We start from the raw sequence: 18,425 nt of genomic DNA, 5'->3' as shown, positions 1-18,425 counted from the left end.
GATACTGTGGTTTTCAAGAAAAATATCTTAGAGGTGCTTCTGCATTCATCATTGTCGATTCCTTCAATATCCCAAATCATCAATTGCACACTACTAGAGTCAAGTTCGACAATTTTCTTATCGATTTTTACACCAATCGAAGTGAGATATTTTTCAGAAAAAATACCTTCTACATATTGCTTTATTAAACTTGTTTTCCCTACACCGGAAGCACCAAGTATACAAATTTTCTTCTGGATCATAAGGCTCTCAAGAACTGCATTGTGTTCTTATTTATAAAAATTGACTTATTGTTGACTTGCATCGAAATATACCACATTAAATAGCACCTTTCGGGCTCCTTCATTGGATGTTTTTAAATCAATTACACCTAAACCTATTGCATTGAGCCTATTATTACTAATGCCTAACTCTTGTAGTTTTAGCTTAACAGTGTCAGCGCGTTTTTGACTGAGTATTTTGTTAAAGCTAGCGGTTCCTGCCGTATCGGTCGTCCCCATAATGATTAAACCGAGAGAAAGGTTTTGTTGTTCTGCCACTTCAATTAAATTACTAAATTGTTCTTTAATCGTTATTAATGAATCTTGAGCATCCAGTGATAAATCAGTTTTACCTTTTTCAAATGACACTGACAGTTTTTCTATTTTAGCTATGTTTAAGTCTAATATTGCTCTTATTATACTTGGGTCGTCAGCTGCGTTTTGATTATTACTATTTATTACAATAGCATTGAGTAAAGAGGGTGTGAAACTTAATCCTTCGATAGACGATAATTGGCCTTGAAGTAACAATTTATCTAATCCGGTTAAAAATCCAGTAAATGTTGGAGATAGTTCGTTCCATTTAACGTTAACTTGAGGATAAGTGTTAATGACAGCTTGTACTTTATTTTTGATTAATTCAGGGTCTAACGAAAGGTAGGCTCTTTCCTTAATGGAAATTTTGTCCTTTGGAAGTTTGTGTACAGATAACCATTCATCGATTGAAATAGCGGATGGGTCTCTAAGAACATTTAGTTTAACTTGGTTTATACCTTCAATATCAAGTTGTGTAATGAGAATGCCTGGCTGGTTATCAATCAAGCTTACTTGTTCTTTAATTTCTAGCGTTTGCCAGCGTAAAACACCTAAAAAGGTAAAAACACAAAGGAGTAAAACGACCAAAATCCAAGCCATCCAAGGCCTTTTCTTAGTGTCTCTTTCGTCTTGTTTTAGCTCTGTAACTAAACAATCTCGTAATTGGTTTTCGCTATTTTCAAAATTAATAGCATCACCATCAAATTGGTCCAATTCTTTATCATAAATTTTATGAATATCTTCTAAAGTTACCTGTAGTTGATTGGCCACATGCTGTGGCATGTTGCCAGTAACCGCAGCTACTAGTGCCGCTTTGGGTCCTTGTTTTATTAGTAAGGTAAAATCATCTGTACGAACTACATCTAACTGTTGTTCACTTGAGTCAGTATTGGGTTTAAATGAATCGGCAACAAAATCGTTAATCGCCGTTAACATAGAAGACACCATGTCAGCGTCTGCGCCGGTACTCATATCCAAAGAGACCGAATTTAATAAAAGGCCAGTTTCCTTATGAATTAAAAATACCTGCTCAACTCTAAAGGAAAACGTTTGGCTCGCGACATATTGTGAAAAACGAACATTTGAACGCCATGCCTCAAAACGCCATTTTAACCCTTTTATAGTTAAACTGTTTTCTATCAATGCGTTGGTTTTTTCGAGTAACTCTGTGATAAATGCCGTGACTGATTTTCGTACTAAGCTACCTACTAACGGATATAAATAACCGACAAATTGTTCACTATGGTTAGCAACGGATTTTTCGACAGATTTTTCTACTAGAGGTAACAAAACTTTGTTTACAGAACCGTCGTTCTTTTCCCTATCGTGCAAAGCTTCAGAGAAAACATCTGCAACGACCTCTCGGGCATTATCTTTTATGGTTTTTTTAATCAGGGAAGCATCTTCACCCAGAACTAGTTGGCGAATTTTTTCCATCTGTTGTGTATCAGATGTTTTAGTTTGACTCTCTTTCGAGTTAGTCATAATACGACGTTTCTAGTCTTCACCCGTTTCTAAATTACTTGCCACCGATGCTAGTAATTTGGCAAGGGTTTTACGATCTGTTTTAGAGGAGTTTAGTTCACTCGATACTTGATTTAATTTCGCTAAGGCTTGTTCAAGCTGTTCAGTAAAATTTGCACTGAGGGTTTTAATTTCTCTATTTAATCGCTCATGGAGTTCGTCATTTTCTTGTTTACTATTGGCTTCTGCCATTTCTAGCGCACTTGAAATACGGTCGGCATAATTATTTAGCTCGGCAGCTTTTTTATCTTGGCCTTGATCAGCCACTGAGAGTTTATCTTCTAAACTATTAAACCCATCTTCCATTTGAGCCTGCATGGTCTTGATGTTTTTTTCTAACAACTGTTCCATTTGGGAAAAACTATTTTGGGTTTGCTTTTCTAAAGCATGTATTTGCTGTTCAATATTTTCTTGTGCGGCACCAAAGACAATATGCCTTAGTGTTTCTAGTTCAGATTGGGTACTTGAGTCAGTTTTGTTGTTTTTATTTGTCGTGCTTTTTTTGTCAGTCATGGTGCCATCCTATGCTACAAAGTTAACGAAAGATATATTTCGTAAGGTCATATAATGCACAGGTTTTGGTGTAAATTAAATAGTTTTCATCAATATGGGTGATAAATCTACCCAAGTAGCAACTTGTTTATTTAAGTAAAAAGTAGTTTGGATACCCAGCTGGAGCTTTTAGACTTATTTTGAATTTCAGTTTCACCTTTGATTTCTATGGCTAATAGGTCAAAATAGCAGAAATCATATGTGAAATTTTATCTTTCCAACCACTAAGAGACATTCATGAAATACCAAAGTAATTCTGCGTTTAATCATCTTCAAGCAGATAAAGTTGGTGTGTTAATCACTAATTTGGGCACACCAGACGCGCCCAAAAAGAAACAGCTTAAAGTTTATTTACGAGAATTTTTATCAGACCCTCGAGTGGTAGAAGTGCCTAGGTTTATTTGGTGGTTAATTTTAAATTTAGTTATTTTAAATATACGTCCTAAAAGGTCTGCAAAGGCATATAGTACAGTTTGGACTGAAAGGGGATCACCCTTAATGTTTCATACTCAAGATCAATGTGCTTCATTGAGGCAGCGGTTACAGAAAGTTTATGGCGAAAATATCGTTGTTGATTTCGCTATGAGATATGGCTCGCCTTCAGTTGACTCTGTGATAAGTGACATGCTTGAAAAAGGAGTACGTAAATTAATCGTATTACCTTTATACCCTCAATATTGTGCCTCCACCACGGCTTCGACTTTTGATGCCGTTGCTGCAAGTTTGAATCGAAAACGTTGGATGCCTGAATTACAGTTTATCAATCACTACCATGACCACCCAGATTATATTCAAGCCGTGTCTGATAAGATTCGTGCTCATTGGGAACAGAATGGAAGAGCAGATAAGCTGATCTTTAGTTATCACGGCATTCCTAAAAGATATCTACTTAATGGAGACCCTTATCACTGTGAATGTCACAAGACTTCACGTCTCGTAGCGGAGAATCTAGGTATAGATAAAGAACAGTTTTTTACTAGTTTTCAATCTCGATTTGGTAGAGAAGAATGGCTGAAACCATATACTGATCATTCACTTAAACAATTTGCAGTGGAAGGGGTAAAGTCTGTCCAAGTGGTTTGTCCTGGATTCTCAGCAGATTGCTTGGAAACGATAGAAGAGATAGGTATTGAAAATCGCGATTATTTTCTAAACGCTGGAGGGGAAAGTTATCAGTATATAGAAGCGTTAAATGCAGATGATAATCACATTGATGCATTAGCTGTAATTTTAAAACCTTATTTACAGGCAGCGCTAAGTTTTACTTCAAATGTTTCGACACGCTCAGAACTAGCCAAAAACCTAGGTGCAGAAAAGTAACAGTCTTTTTGTTAACATCTTATTTCTAAAGATTTAGGTATCTGGTTTTATTAAAGAACAGGTATTTACACCTTGAATAAGGAGTTCTATGTCTGCACCTTCAGTTCCAGCTCAAGATATTGCTGCACAAGTCGTCACTAATACGCCCATTTTTAGTAACGACGCTACAGTGCTTGGTATTATAAGTATATTACTTGGATTAGTGTTTTACACAGCCAATAGCCAACATTCGTTTTGGCGAAAGTTTTATATGTTTGTGCCATCTGTTTTGCTTTGTTATTTCTTGCCTTCTTTATTAAATACATTTGGTTTAATTGATGGAGATAAATCGCAACTTTACTATGTTGCTTCTCGGTATTTATTGCCCGCATGTTTAGTATTGTTAACCTTAAGCGTAGATTTAAAAGCGATTGCTAAGTTAGGCAACAAAGCCGTTATTCTGTTTTTTACTGGCACGCTTGGGATCGTCGTTGGCGGGCCAATAGCTTTGTTAGTAGTGGCTACATTTGTTCCTGAATTGTTAGGTGTTGAAGGTCCAAATGCGGTCTGGAGAGGCATGACAACTGTGGCCGGCAGTTGGATAGGTGGGAGTGCAAATCAAGCTGCAATGAAAGAAATTTATGATGCTGGAGATCAAATGTTTTCAGCAATGGTAACGGTAGACGTGATTGTTGCAAATCTGTGGATGGCCGTATTATTAATAATGTCTGCAAACGCTAAGGCCATTGATACGAAAGCTGGTGCCGATACACGCGCGATAGATGAGCTTAAAGAAAAGGTAAAGACTTTCGAAGATAAACACGCTCGAATTCCAAGTTTGCATGACCTCATGTTAATTTTGGCGGTAGGCATGGGAGTGACTGGGTTCGCTCATTTATTTTCTGACAATATCACGCCATATTTTGTTGAAAACTTTCCTCAACTGGATAAGTTTAGTTTTCACAGTAAGTTCTTCTGGATGATTATATTCGCAAGTACCGTTGGCTTAATCTTATCATTTACTAAGGTGCGTCAGTTAGAAGGTGCCGGTGCATCTAAAGTCGGCGCGGCATTTTTATATGTGTTAATCGCAACGATTGGCATGAAAATGGATGTAACAATGATCGCAGATGCGCCACTTTATTTCGTTATTGGCGCTATTTGGATGGTGATTCATGCCAGTTTAATGTTATTTGTCGCGAAATTAATAAAAGCCCCCCTGTTTTATATGGCTGTCGGTAGTCAAGCTAATGTGGGAGGAGCTGCTTCAGCCCCAATTGTTGCGGCTGCGTTTCATCCGTCTTTAGCTCCTGTTGGGGTAATGTTGGCTGTACTAGGCTATACAGTAGGCACCTATACCGCTTGGTTGTGCGGTCAAATATTACAAACAATTGGATAATGACACTTGAGTAACCCCACTATGAATAACGTTCGTGCGCCTAAAGAGTTATTACAAGCTCAACGCTTGGCTAATCTAACTGATTCTAGAATACGAATTCCGTATTTAGGCATTGAATTAGGATTAGATTTCTTAATTGGGTTAATTCCTGTTGTTGGGGATTTAATTATGGTTTTTGTTGGATTGAGGATTGTTAATTTAGGTAGAAAACTAGGCCTACCTAGTCATTTACGCGCAGTAATGTATCGTCATATTTTAATAGACTTTTTGTTAGGTTTAATTCCTATATTAGGAGATGTGATCGACTTATTTTATAAATCAAATCAAAAAAATGTCAGGATTATTGAGCACTGGTGGGTGACTGAAAATCACCATGACATTCAGAAAAATAGCCAACAATTATTACAGAAATGGGAAAACAGCCTCTAGCAATAACTTACATCATTCCTAGTCATTATGGTTTTGTTGTTGGCAAGGGGGCAAACCATAACCTTGCGTTATTAATTGGTGTTTTTTCTGGTAATAAAGGGTTATGTAAAAAGTACTTAGTTCTTTTTTGTAATTCGATTTTATTAAATGTTTGCTGATGGGAAGGGTACTGGGTAAACAATGCGTGAAAACTGCCATCATCAATTGCCCTTGATAAACCAGACTCAATTCTGTGGGCTAATTCGGCCTGGTGTTTACCTACAAAAAAGTATATTGCAGTCGGGTAAATGAGTAGATGTTTTTGATCGACACTTAGTAAGCTTGTATCGTAATATTCCAGCTCTGCCGATACTTCGATTATTGAACGAGGAAAATAATCGTAAAACCCTTTGCTAAGGCTTTTGAATATTGTGTTATACCATTCACTATCTACCACAGTAAAGTTATTTGCTTTTAATATATCTAGATCAGGCCAGTCAAAGCCTTGAACAGCAGTAAGTTTTTTGATGTCTTCAATATTATTGATATTAGAGAATTGCTCAACCTGATCAGTTCGTATTACAAAAATTCGGTATCCAAGCAAGCCCTTTAGTAAAGGAATTCTGATTGGAATAGCTTGCTCTTCGCGCGCTTTGGAAGTCATAGCCCAAAGTACGTCTAAAGACCCATCATTCACACTTTTAAACTGCCGTTGCTGGCCCATCGGAGTATCTACGGATTGAAGCTGAAAAGGGCCATGCTCTTGTTCAGATTTTTGTAATGCTAAGTGTAATAATTGGATGAAATATGAGGTTTGATTGTCCTTTTTATCACTGGGAATATGTTTGATAAGGTCGATTGCTAAAAGTTTAGAGCTAGTAAAAATACCAATTATTAATACAAGCTTTAAAGTTAGTTTCATTGTTTAATCTCTTCGTAGATAGAATACAATTGGCTAAGTAGGCAACTCTCAGTACTATATACGTAAAATAAACTAAATGTTAGGGAACTCGGTGTCCAAGTTACGATCCTATTTCGAAATTACTAGTTTTGGTATTTATGAAAATTGGGATGAAAAAAGTAAAAAACTGCCTCAAATAAAAACCTTCACCACAAAAGTACCGGCTCAAGTCGATATTGAATTTGGTTTTATATTGCATGCTAAAAAGGCTAAAGGTAAACGCCTTGATTGGACCATGTATCATCCTGATATTCCAGACGATAAAGGTAGGATAATGGAGCCTTTTGAGGGGCAGGTTTACGTCCGAAATAATGACTGGGAGTTTTATTTAGGAGACACGGTTTGGGAACCGGTACATAATAAAGTGGGTGATTGGCGCATGGTCATTGAGTGTGACGGTAAGGTAATTGCAGATAAAACCTTTAGTGTATTGATTGAACATGGTGATGGCGAGATTCAGTTTTGGAAAAAGCGCGGTTATTAATTCGTTAATTCATATATTGAATGGTTTCGTTCTAGTGACTAACTTTTAGGCTTGTTACCAATATTTTTTTTGAGCAATGAAGTAGTCTATAAATGCTCTGACTTTTGCTTGTTCACCTTTTACTTGATGGTAATACACATAGGTAGACACATTTTTATACCAATACTCAGATAAAACCGGTACTAATTTCTCCTCTTGTATTGCCCGTTGAATTTTAACGTCATCGTTTCCAGCATTAATAATGCCCAAACCACTACAGGCCATTTCAACTAAACCAGTGACACTTTTAATTCTATTTTGAATGGTTTTGTGTGCAAGCTCTCCCGTATCTGTTTGAAAAATGACAATGTCAGCTGGTTTATTATGTAAATAACCAATCACGGTATGCATGTCTAAATCGTCTGGTGAATTTAGTATTGGATGTAGGCGTAAATAGTTAGGTGAAGCAAATAAACCATAATCACAAGTCCATAGCGTTCGGCGCTTTAAGTTTGAAAATTGATCACCTAAGTAATCTGATACCCCCCAAAATATATCGTAATCATCAGTATTCAAATCTATCACAGATTCTTTTACATCTAATTCAACATTTAAACCAGGATAGGTGTTTAAGAACTTATCTAGCCAAGGAATAATCGTTTCGTGGATCATTTCTGGTGCTTGGCATAGCACTCGAACCGTGCCGCTTATATGGCCATTTTGTTCGTCAACCCAACTTTCTAAGGTATCTAGTTGAGCAATAACTTGAAGCGCATGTAACTTAAAGTCTTGGCCAAATTGAGTCAAAGTGAAACTACGTCTAGTTCTTGAAAATAAGGGCTGGCCTAGTTGTTTTTCAAGCATAGATATCTTTTTGCTTACAGCCATAACCGATACTTGATAGCTATTGGCTACAGCAGTCATGGTGCCTAATTCAGTAAGGGCAATAAAGATTTTAAGTTGCTCAACTTTTAGCAAAGGCCACTCTTAATGTAAACTTTTAGTTTAGGTAATCTAAATTTGTATACTATATACATAAGTAACACTCAGAGCTAATCTATTCTCCGAATTGAAAAGGAGAAGGTTATGCAATTAACAGAATTATTATTAATCGTGTCTATTTTTTGTATGGTAATGATTAGTGTGCTTGATAAAAGTAAACAAAAAATAGTATCTAATAAAACCAGTCTATCTAGGGTTTACCTTGAAGGTATTGTAATACTTTGGTTGCCGGTGTTTTTTTTAGTGGTACACCTTGTGTTTTCGCCTTTGTCATTAGCGTCTATTGGTATTACTTGGGCTAGTCATTGGCAATCAATTAGCTCTGTTTGTATTTTAATATTAATCATCGTTTATTTTATTTTATCTTCATTTTCTTTAGTGAAAGATGAAAAATCTCAAATATCATTTGCCGAACAAATGTCATCGTTAGCTTGGTTTATGCCTAGAAACAAAAATCAGTTAGTGCTATTTACGCTTGGGTTATCTGTTTCAGCGGGCGTTTGTGAAGAACTTATATTTCGTGGGTATTTACTGCAATTATTAACGGAGTATATCGGCCTGCTCGGAGCTGCATTGTTATCAAGCGTTATTTTTGGTTTATGTCACTTGTATCAAGGCTGGGCGAATGTGTGTAGAACGGGGTTAATCGGACTTGTATTTTGTGGTGTGTATATATTTACTGAAACTTTAATCATTCCTATCATTTTACATATAGCAATGGATGTTTATGGCGGAATTAACAGCTATATAGCAAGGAATAAAGTCACGCCTACTAATTAATTGCCTTTACTCAAATCTTACTATTTAAGTAAAGGGAGATTAAAGAAATAAGATAAACACCTAGTAAAAATTATTTTGTTACATTACTCTTTTAGTACATATTTTAGTCACGTTATTTGAACATTAATGGCAGTTACTCCACCGGTTCCTAATGATAAAGAACGGATTGACTCTAGTTCATCTTTTAGTTTGGGTGTTTTATGGGCTGAATTAAAACGCCGTAAAGTGGTTCGCGTGGCAATCGTTTATTCTATTGTGGCTTGGTTAGTAATACAGGTTGCGGTAGCGACATTTCCTAGTTTATTGATTCCTGATTGGGCGTTACGTTTAGTCATTATGTGTGTGTTGTTGGGTTTTCCAATAGCGTTAATTCTAGCCTGGGCTTTTGAATTAACCCCTGAAGGAATAAAAAAATCGACAAAAATAAGTGTTGAACCTGTGTCAGAGGGACATCAGAAAAAGCGTAATTTTCTGATTATCATCTATGCAGCCATGATCCCCACCATAATTTTTGGTGCACTTTCGGTCTTTTTTTATTTACGAACCGGACCTATTGAGCAACCACTAGTTAATACAAAGCAAGAAACCCCAGTTCAAGAGCTTTCCATAGCTGTATTGCCACTTATTAATATGAGCGCAGACGTAGAAAATGGCTTTTTTGCTGATGGCGTGCATGAAGATATCCTGACTAATTTAACCCGTATAGAAAATTTAAAAGTGACGTCGCGAACTACTATGTTGCGTTATGCTTTGTCTGACGATACTTTGAGTGAGATAGGTAAAGCATTAGGGGTGAATTATGTAGTGGAAGGCTCTGTACGCCGCATCGGTAAACATGTGCGAGTGACCATTCAGTTGATTGATGCATTAAATGACCATCATTTATGGGCAAGTAACTTTGATCGAGAGTTAATCGATGTGTTTGCCACCCAAACCGAATTATCCAAAGAAATAACTAACTCACTGCAAGTAGAAATTTTGCCACAATCAGTTGGTGAGTTAGACAGCGTGATGACCACTAGTGTCAAGGCCTATGACTTGTACATAAAAAGTTTAAGTGTTGAGAAAGAACAAGGCGAAACTGAGGAAAGCTTAGTGCTTCGTCGAGAAATGTTAGAAAAAGCGGTGAAGTTGGATCCTTTCTTTGTAGAAGCGTGGGCGAGATTAAAATTGACATATGCACGAATGGCAGTGCGAGCTAATAATCGCCCGTGGTTTATGGAAACGGGCAAAACAGCATTAGAGATAGAGCAAAACTTTAGACGATTATCAGCTAATGCGTTAAATAAAGTGGTCGCATTTGCACCAGAGCATCCCGATACTTTGTTGGCAAGTATCGTGGACCATATTTGGCCACAACCAGAATCCGTTATGCTCGAGCGAAAACTTATTTTTGACCGTATATTAAAAGAAAATCCTACAAATGCACTCGCTTGGTATAATTTAGGCTGGTGGACATTAAAAAAAGCCAGTTCAAAAGAAGAAGAACTCTTGGCCATGCCTCTTTTTGAGAAAGCCTTAAAGTTAGACCCATTTAATGCCCGTATGGTAACGGCGGTTTTGACCATCTATAACCAGTATTTTCATGATGAAGAAAATATGCAGCGCTTAAGTAATCGTTTACTTCAAATAGTACCCGATAGCCAAGACGCTTTGGTGATGGGGAGAGTCACACCACGGAGTAAAACTCGGTATTTACTCAATGCGTTTATTGATTCTGCGGACGAAAGTCTTTTGCCTATTTTGCGAGAAGCGACCGAAATAAGTAAATGGGAAGATAACCTGCTTAGTATTCGTGATGTGCGCCTAGCAGATTTAGCGACATTTGCTTATGATGCCGAACGTATTCATGCGTTAGCCAAACTTCAGCAGATAGATGAAAATAGTGAAAGTTGGGATGTGGGTATTTATAGGTGGTTAAAGACTGAATCCATGGGGCTACATTTTCATAATGGCAATACTAAAGAGGCAAGTTTAATTGCTGAAAAACTGATTGCTATGGAAGTCCATCCTTGGTTTACCCTTCAAGCATCATGGGATACTTTTATGTTGGCATCTAAAGCTAAAGCTCACTGGGTGCTGGGTAATAAAGGGCAAGCAAGAAAGTTATTAGAGCAACATCTAACCAATGACAATGATGATCACATTAATATGTATTGGGAAGCAATGAGTTGGGTGGATTTGGAATTAGCTGTTTCGAGTTTTGTGAATTTTTATAATAAAAATCCTAAGTCGGTTCAAGTAGATATATTGGCTGCTTATTCATTGTCTATAAACCCGCAATTATTGCTACACCCTAAAGTAAAGGAGCTCTTTAATCGCCATGGAAAGTGGAAAAATTATTTAGCAAAGTTTCACGCTGAATATAGACCCTAAAGTACGTACAAACGCTGCCCAGGGGGCTGCCTAAACACTTTGTAGTATTAGTTGCTGATTTTTGACTTAAGCCATTAGGCCTTGATGTCAGCGCCTCGATTAAAAAACGTTTAGTGCGAACGAAGTTTATACATCAAATATCTACAGCCCCTGGTACGTTATGAATGAACTATTCAATCTCGCCAGCGCTTGGTTAAATCACCATAAGCATCTATTCTTCTGTCTCTAAAATAAGGCCAGATACGTTTTATGTCTTCTGTGCGATTAAGATCAATTTCGGCCACGAGTGTTTGTTCAGTATCACTTGATGCTTGAGCTAATATTTCTCCTTGAGGACCTGCGATAAAACTTTGTCCCCAAAATTGAATACCCGGATCGCCTTGAATTGGCGAAGCTTCAAAACCTGTTCTATTAGCGACTACTACGGGCAGTGAGTTGGCCACTGCATGGCTACGCTGAATGGTCTGCCAGGCATCGTGTTGGCGTGTTTGTTCTGCAGAGGTGTCGTTTTTATCCCAACCTATGGCAGTAGGGTAAAACAGTATTTCAGCTCCTTTCATAGCCATTAATCTAGCCGCTTCTGGGTACCATTGATCCCAACATACCAATACGCCGAGTTTACCGACACTGGTTTGTATGGGTTCAAAGCCTAAATCACCGGGGGTGAAGTAAAATTTTTCGTAAAATCCAGGGTCGTCAGGAATATGCATTTTGCGGTACTTACCTACTAACCCTTGCTGGCGGTCAAACACTACGGCGGTATTGTGGTACAAACCTGGTGCGCGCTTTTCAAATAAAGAGGTTATAAGCACTATGTTTAGTTGCGCTGCAAGTTTGGCAAAGTAGTCGGTTGCTGGACCTGGAATAGGCTCTGCCAAATCGAAAGCGTGAGTGTCTTCCTGTTGGCAAAAATATAAGGTGCTGTGCAATTCTTGGAGTAGAACTAACTCGCAACCTTGTTGGGCTAATTCTTCAACTTGCTCGGCACTGCGTTGCCAATTATCTGTTTTGTTATTGCTCGCTACTGACTGTTGCACTAAGCCAACTTTTAATTTGTTATTGCTCTGCATATTGAGTAATTCCCTTGGCGAATTGGGCTAAGACTGTGGGTTTAAGTGTACCACTTGGCACTTGCATACTGATGCAATGCAGACTGCCAAATTGTTGAATTAGAGGCAAACAGTCAATGGGTACAATTTTATGTTTTGGGAAAGCTTGCTTCATGATATCCATGGCTAACACATCTTCTGGCTGATGATAGATAGGAAACAAAACTTGTTGATTTGAAATGAGAAAGTTTGCGTATGACGCAGGCAACCTATCTTGTTCAATATTTTTTATACAAGGCAGAGGTAACTCAAATATTTTATGGTTTGGAAAAGCTTTTTGACATTCCGATACCAAAGCAGCTAGGCCAGAGTGATGTGTGTCATTTGGTCGATTAAAAGCAGATTGAACAACTAGGCCATTATTTGGGGTGAAACGCACTAGGGTATCTATGTGGCCATCCGTGTCATCACCTTCTAAATGACCATGTTTTAAGAAAATATTTTGTGAGGCGCCTAAGTATTCAGCGAATATTTTGTTGTATTCACTAAGTTGAATTCCGTCATTTCGTTTGGGGTTTAACAAACAAAGCTGAGTTGATAATAAGGTTCCACCTTGGTCTATTTCAATGGCCCCACCTTCTAATACCAAATCAACAGCTTCGATAGCGTTTTTACACAAACTTGCTAATACCGTCTGATTAATATGGTTATCTTTGCTGGCATCGAACTTTTGCCCCCAACCATTAAAGGTAAATTCTACGGGCGACATCACCCCCTGTTTAGAACAGGTTAAGAACCCATAATCCCTCACCCAAGTATCATTGTAATCAGCGATGACAAGTAATACCTCAGCTGATTTAGGCAGTAGCGTTTTACAATATTCAACTTCAGATTGGCGAATTAATAATATCACGCCAGTATGCTTCTCAGTTAAGTGAACGATAATGTCACAATAAACCGTCTGCACAGCAGTTAACCATGGAGCCCAGTCAGTAGTTTTATCGGGCCAGGCAAGTATGATGGCTTCTTGATTTGTCCACTCAGGGAGAAGTTGTTGCTTAGCTGTCATGAAAAATTGAAGTAAGGTGTTTTTTGTAATTGTAATTGTAAGTGAAGTAGCTGTCTTGTGTTAGCTGCATTGTTTTCATCTTTATTTAAAGGTAGCTCAGTTAACTATTCTTGGCATAAAATATGTGCTTCATTATAAATACGCCATTGCATGCTCAGGAAACTGTAATTTTTTTGGCCTGATACTTGTTAACAGCTGTTAACAAGAAGAAAAAATAGCGCTCTTGGTAATTTTTGTATCTTAATCTTTAGACTTTTTTGAAGATGTAATACAAAAAGTCATTCTGAATAGTTATATGAGGTGACTAAAACATCAACAAATTCAATAAGATAATGATTTAATGTTTTTGTAACATATTGATTTACATGATTTTTACTGATATTGATCATTAAGATAACAGAACTTCCATACTACATCTGGCTTAATTTGATTGCGGTCAAAAGCGCACAATTTAAATACTGGAGATAAATTATGAAAAAGTTAATTGCTGTATCTATCGCGCTATTTGCATTAAATGCAAATGCGGCCATGGAATCAAAAAGTAAGATTAAATATAAAGGTGACACTAATTATAAGAATTTTTGCCAAGCTGTTGTTGCAGATGATGTATCTTTGCTTAAAAAAAGTTTACGCAGTCAGGTGGGTGAAGTTTCCGGTTCACAAAAAAGAGTGAATAACATACTTATTACTGAAAAAGGTATTAAGTGTAATGGCCTGGGTTTAACTGAGTTCTCTAAAGAGAGGGCTGCAACTCAAGTCGCTGCTTTTTTAAAGCAAGCTAAGAAGTAAAGTTTAACCTAATTGGGTTAAACCTGATTAACGCTTTAAACATGTTAGACAAACGCGGTGTGAAATATCACTGCGTTTTTAATTTTACTCTTATAATTCTTCCCTATCTTCTCTTACTGTCATTTCTTACAATAGTGGTACCTCTTAATTTGTCTAAGTGATTAGCATGGCGAAATCAGACAAAAGAAAACGGTCTTGGTGGCAAACAGATTGTGCTAAGTGTAAACAAATTCGAGCCATGGTGGTTTGGGCTATTTTAATGTGCATCGTTTATTTATATTTTTGGACTTAATGAATGTCAGACGTAATTCAAATCCGTAGTATTGCTAAAAAGAATGTGCTGGTGAGTGCCTTGGCTGGCAGTGTTGGCTTACTAATTGGTGTCTTATTACTTCTAGTATTGCCCAAACAATATTACCTAGCCGGAATATTTGTGATTACTTTAGCTTGTGTGATGTTGATTATTGCTTGGGTGAAATATCAAGAGCCTACCTATAGTTTTGAGTTAACCAAAAGCAATATTCGTTATCAATCTAGACATGGAAGTTGGTTGCTTGATTGGACTAATATTCAGCGAATTGATATCCCTAAAGTTAATGCTGGTATACAAAACCAAGATCTAGATATGGTGGCCTTTAAGCTCAAAGATTACAGCGTTTTTCTAAATAACATCTCGCCAAGATTAATGACAAATTTGTTGATGGAACAAAGATCACTGTTATTTCACCAATTGAGTACAGGGGGACACAATTCAAATTGTGCTAGTGGGCAATGTTTAGCCGAGGACCTTTTAGAGAATGATTATTATAAGAACGCTTGTGGTAAAGAATATCGAGGTATTCAAGGTATGTTTGCTAATAGAATGGGCAAATTAAGGCAAAACCTAGGTTATGACATATATGTGTCATCTTCAGATTTCGACCGTCCTGAACAAGATTTTTTGGCACTACTGAAGCAGTGCCAAAATAAGGTATTAAGTGAATAAGTGTTGGTTATCTTGTTTGACTGTTTCTAACACTTTTGCTGTTTCATCTATCAACATAGGTAAGTCTTGCTGGGCTTTTACTATTTGTTGTAATTTCAACGAGCTTTCAACTTTGTCACAAATTTGTTGCAGTGCTGGCACACCAGTATAACAACAAACACCATGTAACTTATGTACTGAACTTTGCATTTCTGAATAGTTTTCTTGGCGATTATGAGTTTCAATCTCTGCGGCTAATTCGGGTAGTTGCAGAATAAATTGACGTAACAAGTCTTGTGCTGCGTCTTTATTGTAATTGGCATTTTTTAATGCGAGCTCCCAATCAAAGCTAGGTATAGAGTCATCGGTAGCATCGGTAATCTGGCACCAGCGTTTAATTAAATCGATTAAATCAGATAGGTTAATTGGTTTAGGCAAATAGTCGTCCATTCCGGAGCTTAAAAGACGATCTTGCTCTTCTTTAAATGCATGTGCTGTTACCGCAATGATAGGTGTACCCAAGTTGAGAGGAGTTTGGCGAATTAACCTTGTGGCTTGTAATCCATCCATATGAGGCATTTGAACATCCATTAAAATAAGGTCGAATTCGTGCTCTTGGCAATGCTCGACGGCATCTTTGCCACTTAATGCTAAGGTTAATTGTAATTTTGAGTTTTTTAACCAAGTTGTCAGTAGCCTTAGGTTCATTTCCATATCATCAACGGCTAAAACTCTCGCTTTAGGTAAGGCTTGAAGCCTTTGTTGCAGCACATTCACTGGGCTCTTAGTTGGCACGTTCATCAAACTATTTAACTTGCCAAGGGTAAGCGGTAAACGTAGTTTGTTAGAAAAATACTGTGATAAATCAGACCTTGCAGAAAGTGATTCGACACCCGAGTAAAGCATGATCTTGTTGGTTGCATTAATGTGCCGAGAGGCTTCAAGAATACTGGGTAACATACTGGCTTTGTTGCCCGGAATACAAATAAATAGTGTATCTTGAGGTTGGGTTAACTGGCGTAAAAAAGCTAAAGATTCAACGCCTGTTACTTTGCCTCCCATTGCAGTCAGAATTTTTACTCCACAATATCTAGACATGGGATTGGGATCAAAATAAATGATATTTTTATCTTTCCAATTACCGTCTGGCTTAATTGATAAGGTGGTATTAAGCAGGTTTACTCTAATGTTGACGGTAAATATACTGCCTATGCCTTGAGCACTTTGTAATGTTAAGTCGCCATGCATCATTTTGACTAATTCTTGACAGATAACGAGTCCCAAACCTGTACCTTGATATGAACGACTTAATGCATCATCTACTTGAGAAAATGCTGCAAATAATTTGCGTTGGTCTTCTTTACTAATACCAATACCAGAGTCTTCAATTTTTAACTCCAGTTCGTATATACCGTGTTCTTTTTCTATGCCTTTAACGGACAGATATATTTGCCCTGTATCAGTAAATTTTAAAGCGTTGCCTAACAAATTATTGAGAATTTGTTTTATGCGGTAGCTGTCACCAATTAGTTTTTCAGGCAGTGGACTTAAGTTGTAGATAAACTCTAAGTTTTTTAAATGAGCAGATTTTGCCATTATGCCCACTACATCTTCCAACATTTGATTGGGAGAAAATGGATGATTATTAATTTGTAATTTACCGGCTTCAATTTTTGAAAAATCGAGCACATCGTTGACGATGTTAAGCAAGTTGTCGGCAGCGGCATTGATAATGCTTATTTGTTCTTGCTTCTCTGGAGGAAAATTTCCAGCGCCCAGTTCGGTACTAAAACCGAGTATGGCGTTCAAAGGGGTACGAATTTCATGACTCATGTTAGCTAGAAATTGAGATTTAACATTACTGGCTGCTATTGCGTCTTTTCTGGCTATATCTAATCTGACATTTTGTTCTTCAACCAACTCAATATTATTAGTTAAATCTTGTGTGGCTTGTTCTACTTCAAGTTGCAATTGATGACGGTTTTTCTCAATAAGAGCAACAGAAAATAAACATGCTTGAATAAAGAGTCCAGCTTGGAAGCTGTAAGAAGTAAATAAGTTGTCATGAAATACGCCAGCTAAATGGAGCACAACGGTAAGGCTACTGCATATTAAAATACACCATGAAACGATGAAATATCGCGCAGGATAAAAGCGATTGGTAAAACTTTCAAATCCTGCATATAGATAACAAACCATGGCAACTAAGCTTACGAAATACACTAAGATATTTTGCCATAATTGCGGGAATATTCCGATTACGCAACACACTACCAATACCCCGAAAGTTACTAAGCAAGCTTTAATATAAGGCAAGGTCTTAGGAGCGTTTTCTTTGGCGTTTAGTAAGGTAATGGAAAATAGCCCGGAGCTAAGCCCTATAATGATAAAAACAAGATCGGTGTGTGAGCCCAGCCAACTGACTAAGGACTCTGGAAAGAGCAGTTTAAAATGGCCTCCCCATACGAGTTGCCACAGTAATATTGATATTATGTAACCATTGTAGGTGAGTAAACTTTCATCTTTCAAGCCTATGTATAAGAGTAGATTATAGGCCCCTAGCATTATTAACCCGCCATAAAATAAACCCCACAATAGGTTGTCATAAAAACTTGTTTTTTCATGGTTTGCTTCGGTTTGGATGTCCACAGGTGCTAATAGGCCTGAATGGGTATTTTCAATTCTTATATATAGTTCAAGGGTTTGGGCATAAGGAATATCCAGCCGAAGTGTAGGAAAACGGTATTGATTAGGTTTTCCTTTTACGCCTTGATGAGATTGAGCAATAATTTTATTGTCTAATAAAAGGTAAATATCTACTTTTTCTAATTGGCTATACGCGACATCTAAGACCCAATGTTGCACGTCTGTTACATTACTAATACTGGTGTTTAACCATACCCCTTTGTTTGAAAAACCGTAGTTGGGTTTTCCTGCCGCTTGCCAAGTAAATTCATTTTTCTTACTAATAATCTGAGCTAAAGTGAGGGGTTGATCCGTTTCTTTAAACACTTTTAGTTGTGGTGATAATCGAATTGTATTGTCTGTCGAAATTAACTGTACGTCGCCTTGAGCCAAAGTTAAAACAGGAATCAGAAGCAGTGATAGACATAAAAATTTGAACAAGCTAGCCCACATTAAATTAAAACCAAAGAAAGTTTGTGTGATGTGGTATTAAACCATTCGACTGTTGTTAAAGGCAATCAACTATTTGT

Annotated in this window: 16 protein-coding genes; 8 read left to right on the top strand and 8 right to left on the bottom strand. The window is 37.3% G+C overall.

Translation table 11 applies throughout. From position 1 onward, the window contains the following. From ACSHXM_RS05810 to ACSHXM_RS05800, 3 genes are all read right to left on the bottom strand, one after another. Positions 1 to 242, bottom strand: a 242-nt coding sequence (locus ACSHXM_RS05810) for a Rab family GTPase (RefSeq protein ID WP_435687795.1), incomplete at its 3' end; no start/stop codon positions are given. Between the two features lie 45 nt (positions 243 to 287). After that, complete coding sequence (locus ACSHXM_RS05805; RefSeq protein ID WP_435687794.1) at positions 288 to 2,060, bottom strand: OmpA family protein; 1,773 nt, start codon at positions 2,058 to 2,060, stop codon at positions 288 to 290. A 12-nt stretch (positions 2,061 to 2,072) separates the two neighbouring features. Next, positions 2,073 to 2,612: a hypothetical protein gene (locus ACSHXM_RS05800; protein ID WP_435687793.1), complete on the bottom strand. Its 540-nt coding sequence runs from the start codon at positions 2,610 to 2,612 to the stop codon at positions 2,073 to 2,075. Between the two features lie 276 nt (positions 2,613 to 2,888). Here ACSHXM_RS05800 and hemH point away from each other — a divergent pair, with 276 nt between their 5' ends. The 3 genes from hemH to ACSHXM_RS05785 all read left to right on the top strand — a co-directional run bounded on the left by hemH (position 2,889) and on the right by ACSHXM_RS05785 (position 5,778). Next, positions 2,889 to 3,971, top strand: coding sequence for a ferrochelatase (hemH, locus tag ACSHXM_RS05795; protein ID WP_435687792.1), 1,083 nt, complete (start codon positions 2,889 to 2,891; stop codon positions 3,969 to 3,971). 88 nt (positions 3,972 to 4,059) lie between these two features. Continuing rightward, positions 4,060 to 5,349 carry a DUF819 domain-containing protein gene (locus tag ACSHXM_RS05790; RefSeq protein WP_435687791.1) on the top strand — a complete coding sequence of 430 codons (1,290 nt, stop codon included), beginning with the start codon at positions 4,060 to 4,062 and terminating at the stop codon, positions 5,347 to 5,349. 21 nt (positions 5,350 to 5,370) lie between these two features. Further along, a complete protein-coding gene (locus tag ACSHXM_RS05785; RefSeq protein WP_435687790.1) occupies positions 5,371 to 5,778 on the top strand; it encodes a DUF4112 domain-containing protein in 408 nt (135 codons plus the stop codon). 25 nt (positions 5,779 to 5,803) lie between these two features. On the opposite strand, the gene ACSHXM_RS05780 is transcribed toward ACSHXM_RS05785, so the two are convergent. Then, positions 5,804 to 6,679 carry a hypothetical protein gene (locus tag ACSHXM_RS05780; RefSeq protein WP_435687789.1) on the bottom strand — a complete coding sequence of 292 codons (876 nt, stop codon included), beginning with the start codon at positions 6,677 to 6,679 and terminating at the stop codon, positions 5,804 to 5,806. 91 nt (positions 6,680 to 6,770) lie between these two features. Between ACSHXM_RS05780 and ACSHXM_RS05775 the strand changes: the two genes are divergently transcribed. Beyond that, positions 6,771 to 7,202: a DUF3859 domain-containing protein gene (locus ACSHXM_RS05775; RefSeq protein ID WP_435687788.1), complete on the top strand. Its 432-nt coding sequence runs from the start codon at positions 6,771 to 6,773 to the stop codon at positions 7,200 to 7,202. A 54-nt stretch (positions 7,203 to 7,256) separates the two neighbouring features. Here ACSHXM_RS05775 and ACSHXM_RS05770 read toward each other — a convergent pair whose 3' ends face one another. Further along, a complete protein-coding gene (locus ACSHXM_RS05770) occupies positions 7,257 to 8,159 on the bottom strand; it encodes a LysR family transcriptional regulator (RefSeq protein WP_435687787.1) in 903 nt (300 codons plus the stop codon). Positions 8,160 to 8,267: 108 nt separating this feature from the next. Here ACSHXM_RS05770 and ACSHXM_RS05765 point away from each other — a divergent pair, with 108 nt between their 5' ends. Together ACSHXM_RS05765 and ACSHXM_RS05760 are read left to right on the top strand one after the other, a co-directional pair. After that, positions 8,268 to 8,963 carry a CPBP family intramembrane glutamic endopeptidase gene (locus tag ACSHXM_RS05765; protein WP_435687786.1) on the top strand — a complete coding sequence of 232 codons (696 nt, stop codon included), beginning with the start codon at positions 8,268 to 8,270 and terminating at the stop codon, positions 8,961 to 8,963. A 126-nt stretch (positions 8,964 to 9,089) separates the two neighbouring features. Continuing rightward, positions 9,090 to 11,339 carry a tetratricopeptide repeat protein gene (locus tag ACSHXM_RS05760; protein WP_435687785.1) on the top strand — a complete coding sequence of 750 codons (2,250 nt, stop codon included), beginning with the start codon at positions 9,090 to 9,092 and terminating at the stop codon, positions 11,337 to 11,339. A gap of 173 nt (positions 11,340 to 11,512) precedes the next feature. Here the strand turns inward: ACSHXM_RS05760 and ACSHXM_RS05755 are convergent, their stop codons facing one another. Then, the gene (locus ACSHXM_RS05755) at positions 11,513 to 12,409 is read right to left on the bottom strand and encodes a carbon-nitrogen hydrolase (RefSeq protein WP_435687784.1); all 897 of its coding nucleotides are present in this window, start codon (positions 12,407 to 12,409) and stop codon (positions 11,513 to 11,515) included. Further along, a complete protein-coding gene (locus ACSHXM_RS05750; protein WP_435687783.1) occupies positions 12,396 to 13,457 on the bottom strand; it encodes an agmatine deiminase family protein in 1,062 nt (353 codons plus the stop codon). Before ACSHXM_RS05750 ends, ACSHXM_RS05755 begins: the two co-directional genes overlap by 14 nt. A 471-nt stretch (positions 13,458 to 13,928) precedes the next feature. Here ACSHXM_RS05750 and ACSHXM_RS05745 point away from each other — a divergent pair, with 471 nt between their 5' ends. Both ACSHXM_RS05745 and ACSHXM_RS05740 read left to right on the top strand, forming a co-directional pair. Then, positions 13,929 to 14,246, top strand: a complete 318-nt coding sequence (locus tag ACSHXM_RS05745) for a DUF3718 domain-containing protein (protein WP_435687782.1) — start codon at positions 13,929 to 13,931, stop codon at positions 14,244 to 14,246. 295 nt (positions 14,247 to 14,541) lie between these two features. After that, positions 14,542 to 15,231 (top strand): DUF2982 domain-containing protein, encoded by a 690-nt coding sequence (locus tag ACSHXM_RS05740; protein WP_435687781.1) that lies wholly within the window; start codon positions 14,542 to 14,544, stop codon positions 15,229 to 15,231. On the opposite strand, the gene ACSHXM_RS05735 is transcribed toward ACSHXM_RS05740, so the two are convergent. Next, entirely contained in the window at positions 15,220 to 18,348 is a 3,129-nt protein-coding gene (locus ACSHXM_RS05735; RefSeq protein WP_435687780.1) for a 7TM diverse intracellular signaling domain-containing protein, read from the bottom strand. The genes ACSHXM_RS05740 and ACSHXM_RS05735 overlap by 12 nt on opposite strands. Positions 18,349 to 18,425: the final 77 nt, after the last annotated feature.

This window comes from Paraglaciecola sp. (genome assembly GCF_051252315.1).
In the GTDB taxonomy this organism is placed as follows: domain Bacteria; phylum Pseudomonadota; class Gammaproteobacteria; order Enterobacterales; family Alteromonadaceae; genus Paraglaciecola.
The sequence above is the reverse complement of the archived record's forward strand: the minus strand, read 5'-3'. Positions and strand labels throughout refer to the sequence as shown.

Excerpts from the sequence above, each read along its gene's own strand:
- ACSHXM_RS05805 (WP_435687794.1), bottom strand. The coding sequence starts at position 2,060 with ATGACTAACTCGAAAGAGAGTCAAACTAAAACATCTGATACACAACAG.
- ACSHXM_RS05800 (WP_435687793.1), bottom strand. The coding sequence starts at position 2,612 with ATGACTGACAAAAAAAGCACGACAAATAAAAACAACAAAACTGACTCA.
- hemH (WP_435687792.1), top strand. The coding sequence starts at position 2,889 with ATGAAATACCAAAGTAATTCTGCGTTTAATCATCTTCAAGCAGATAAA.
- ACSHXM_RS05790 (WP_435687791.1), top strand. The coding sequence starts at position 4,060 with ATGTCTGCACCTTCAGTTCCAGCTCAAGATATTGCTGCACAAGTCGTC.
- ACSHXM_RS05785 (WP_435687790.1), top strand. The coding sequence starts at position 5,371 with ATGAATAACGTTCGTGCGCCTAAAGAGTTATTACAAGCTCAACGCTTG.
- ACSHXM_RS05780 (WP_435687789.1), bottom strand. The coding sequence starts at position 6,679 with ATGAAACTAACTTTAAAGCTTGTATTAATAATTGGTATTTTTACTAGC.
- ACSHXM_RS05765 (WP_435687786.1), top strand. The coding sequence starts at position 8,268 with ATGCAATTAACAGAATTATTATTAATCGTGTCTATTTTTTGTATGGTA.
- ACSHXM_RS05760 (WP_435687785.1), top strand. The coding sequence starts at position 9,090 with ATGGCAGTTACTCCACCGGTTCCTAATGATAAAGAACGGATTGACTCT.
- ACSHXM_RS05755 (WP_435687784.1), bottom strand. The coding sequence starts at position 12,409 with ATGCAGAGCAATAACAAATTAAAAGTTGGCTTAGTGCAACAGTCAGTA.
- ACSHXM_RS05750 (WP_435687783.1), bottom strand. The coding sequence starts at position 13,457 with ATGACAGCTAAGCAACAACTTCTCCCTGAGTGGACAAATCAAGAAGCC.
- ACSHXM_RS05745 (WP_435687782.1), top strand. The coding sequence starts at position 13,929 with ATGAAAAAGTTAATTGCTGTATCTATCGCGCTATTTGCATTAAATGCA.
- ACSHXM_RS05740 (WP_435687781.1), top strand. The coding sequence starts at position 14,542 with ATGTCAGACGTAATTCAAATCCGTAGTATTGCTAAAAAGAATGTGCTG.
- ACSHXM_RS05735 (WP_435687780.1), bottom strand. The coding sequence starts at position 18,348 with ATGTGGGCTAGCTTGTTCAAATTTTTATGTCTATCACTGCTTCTGATT.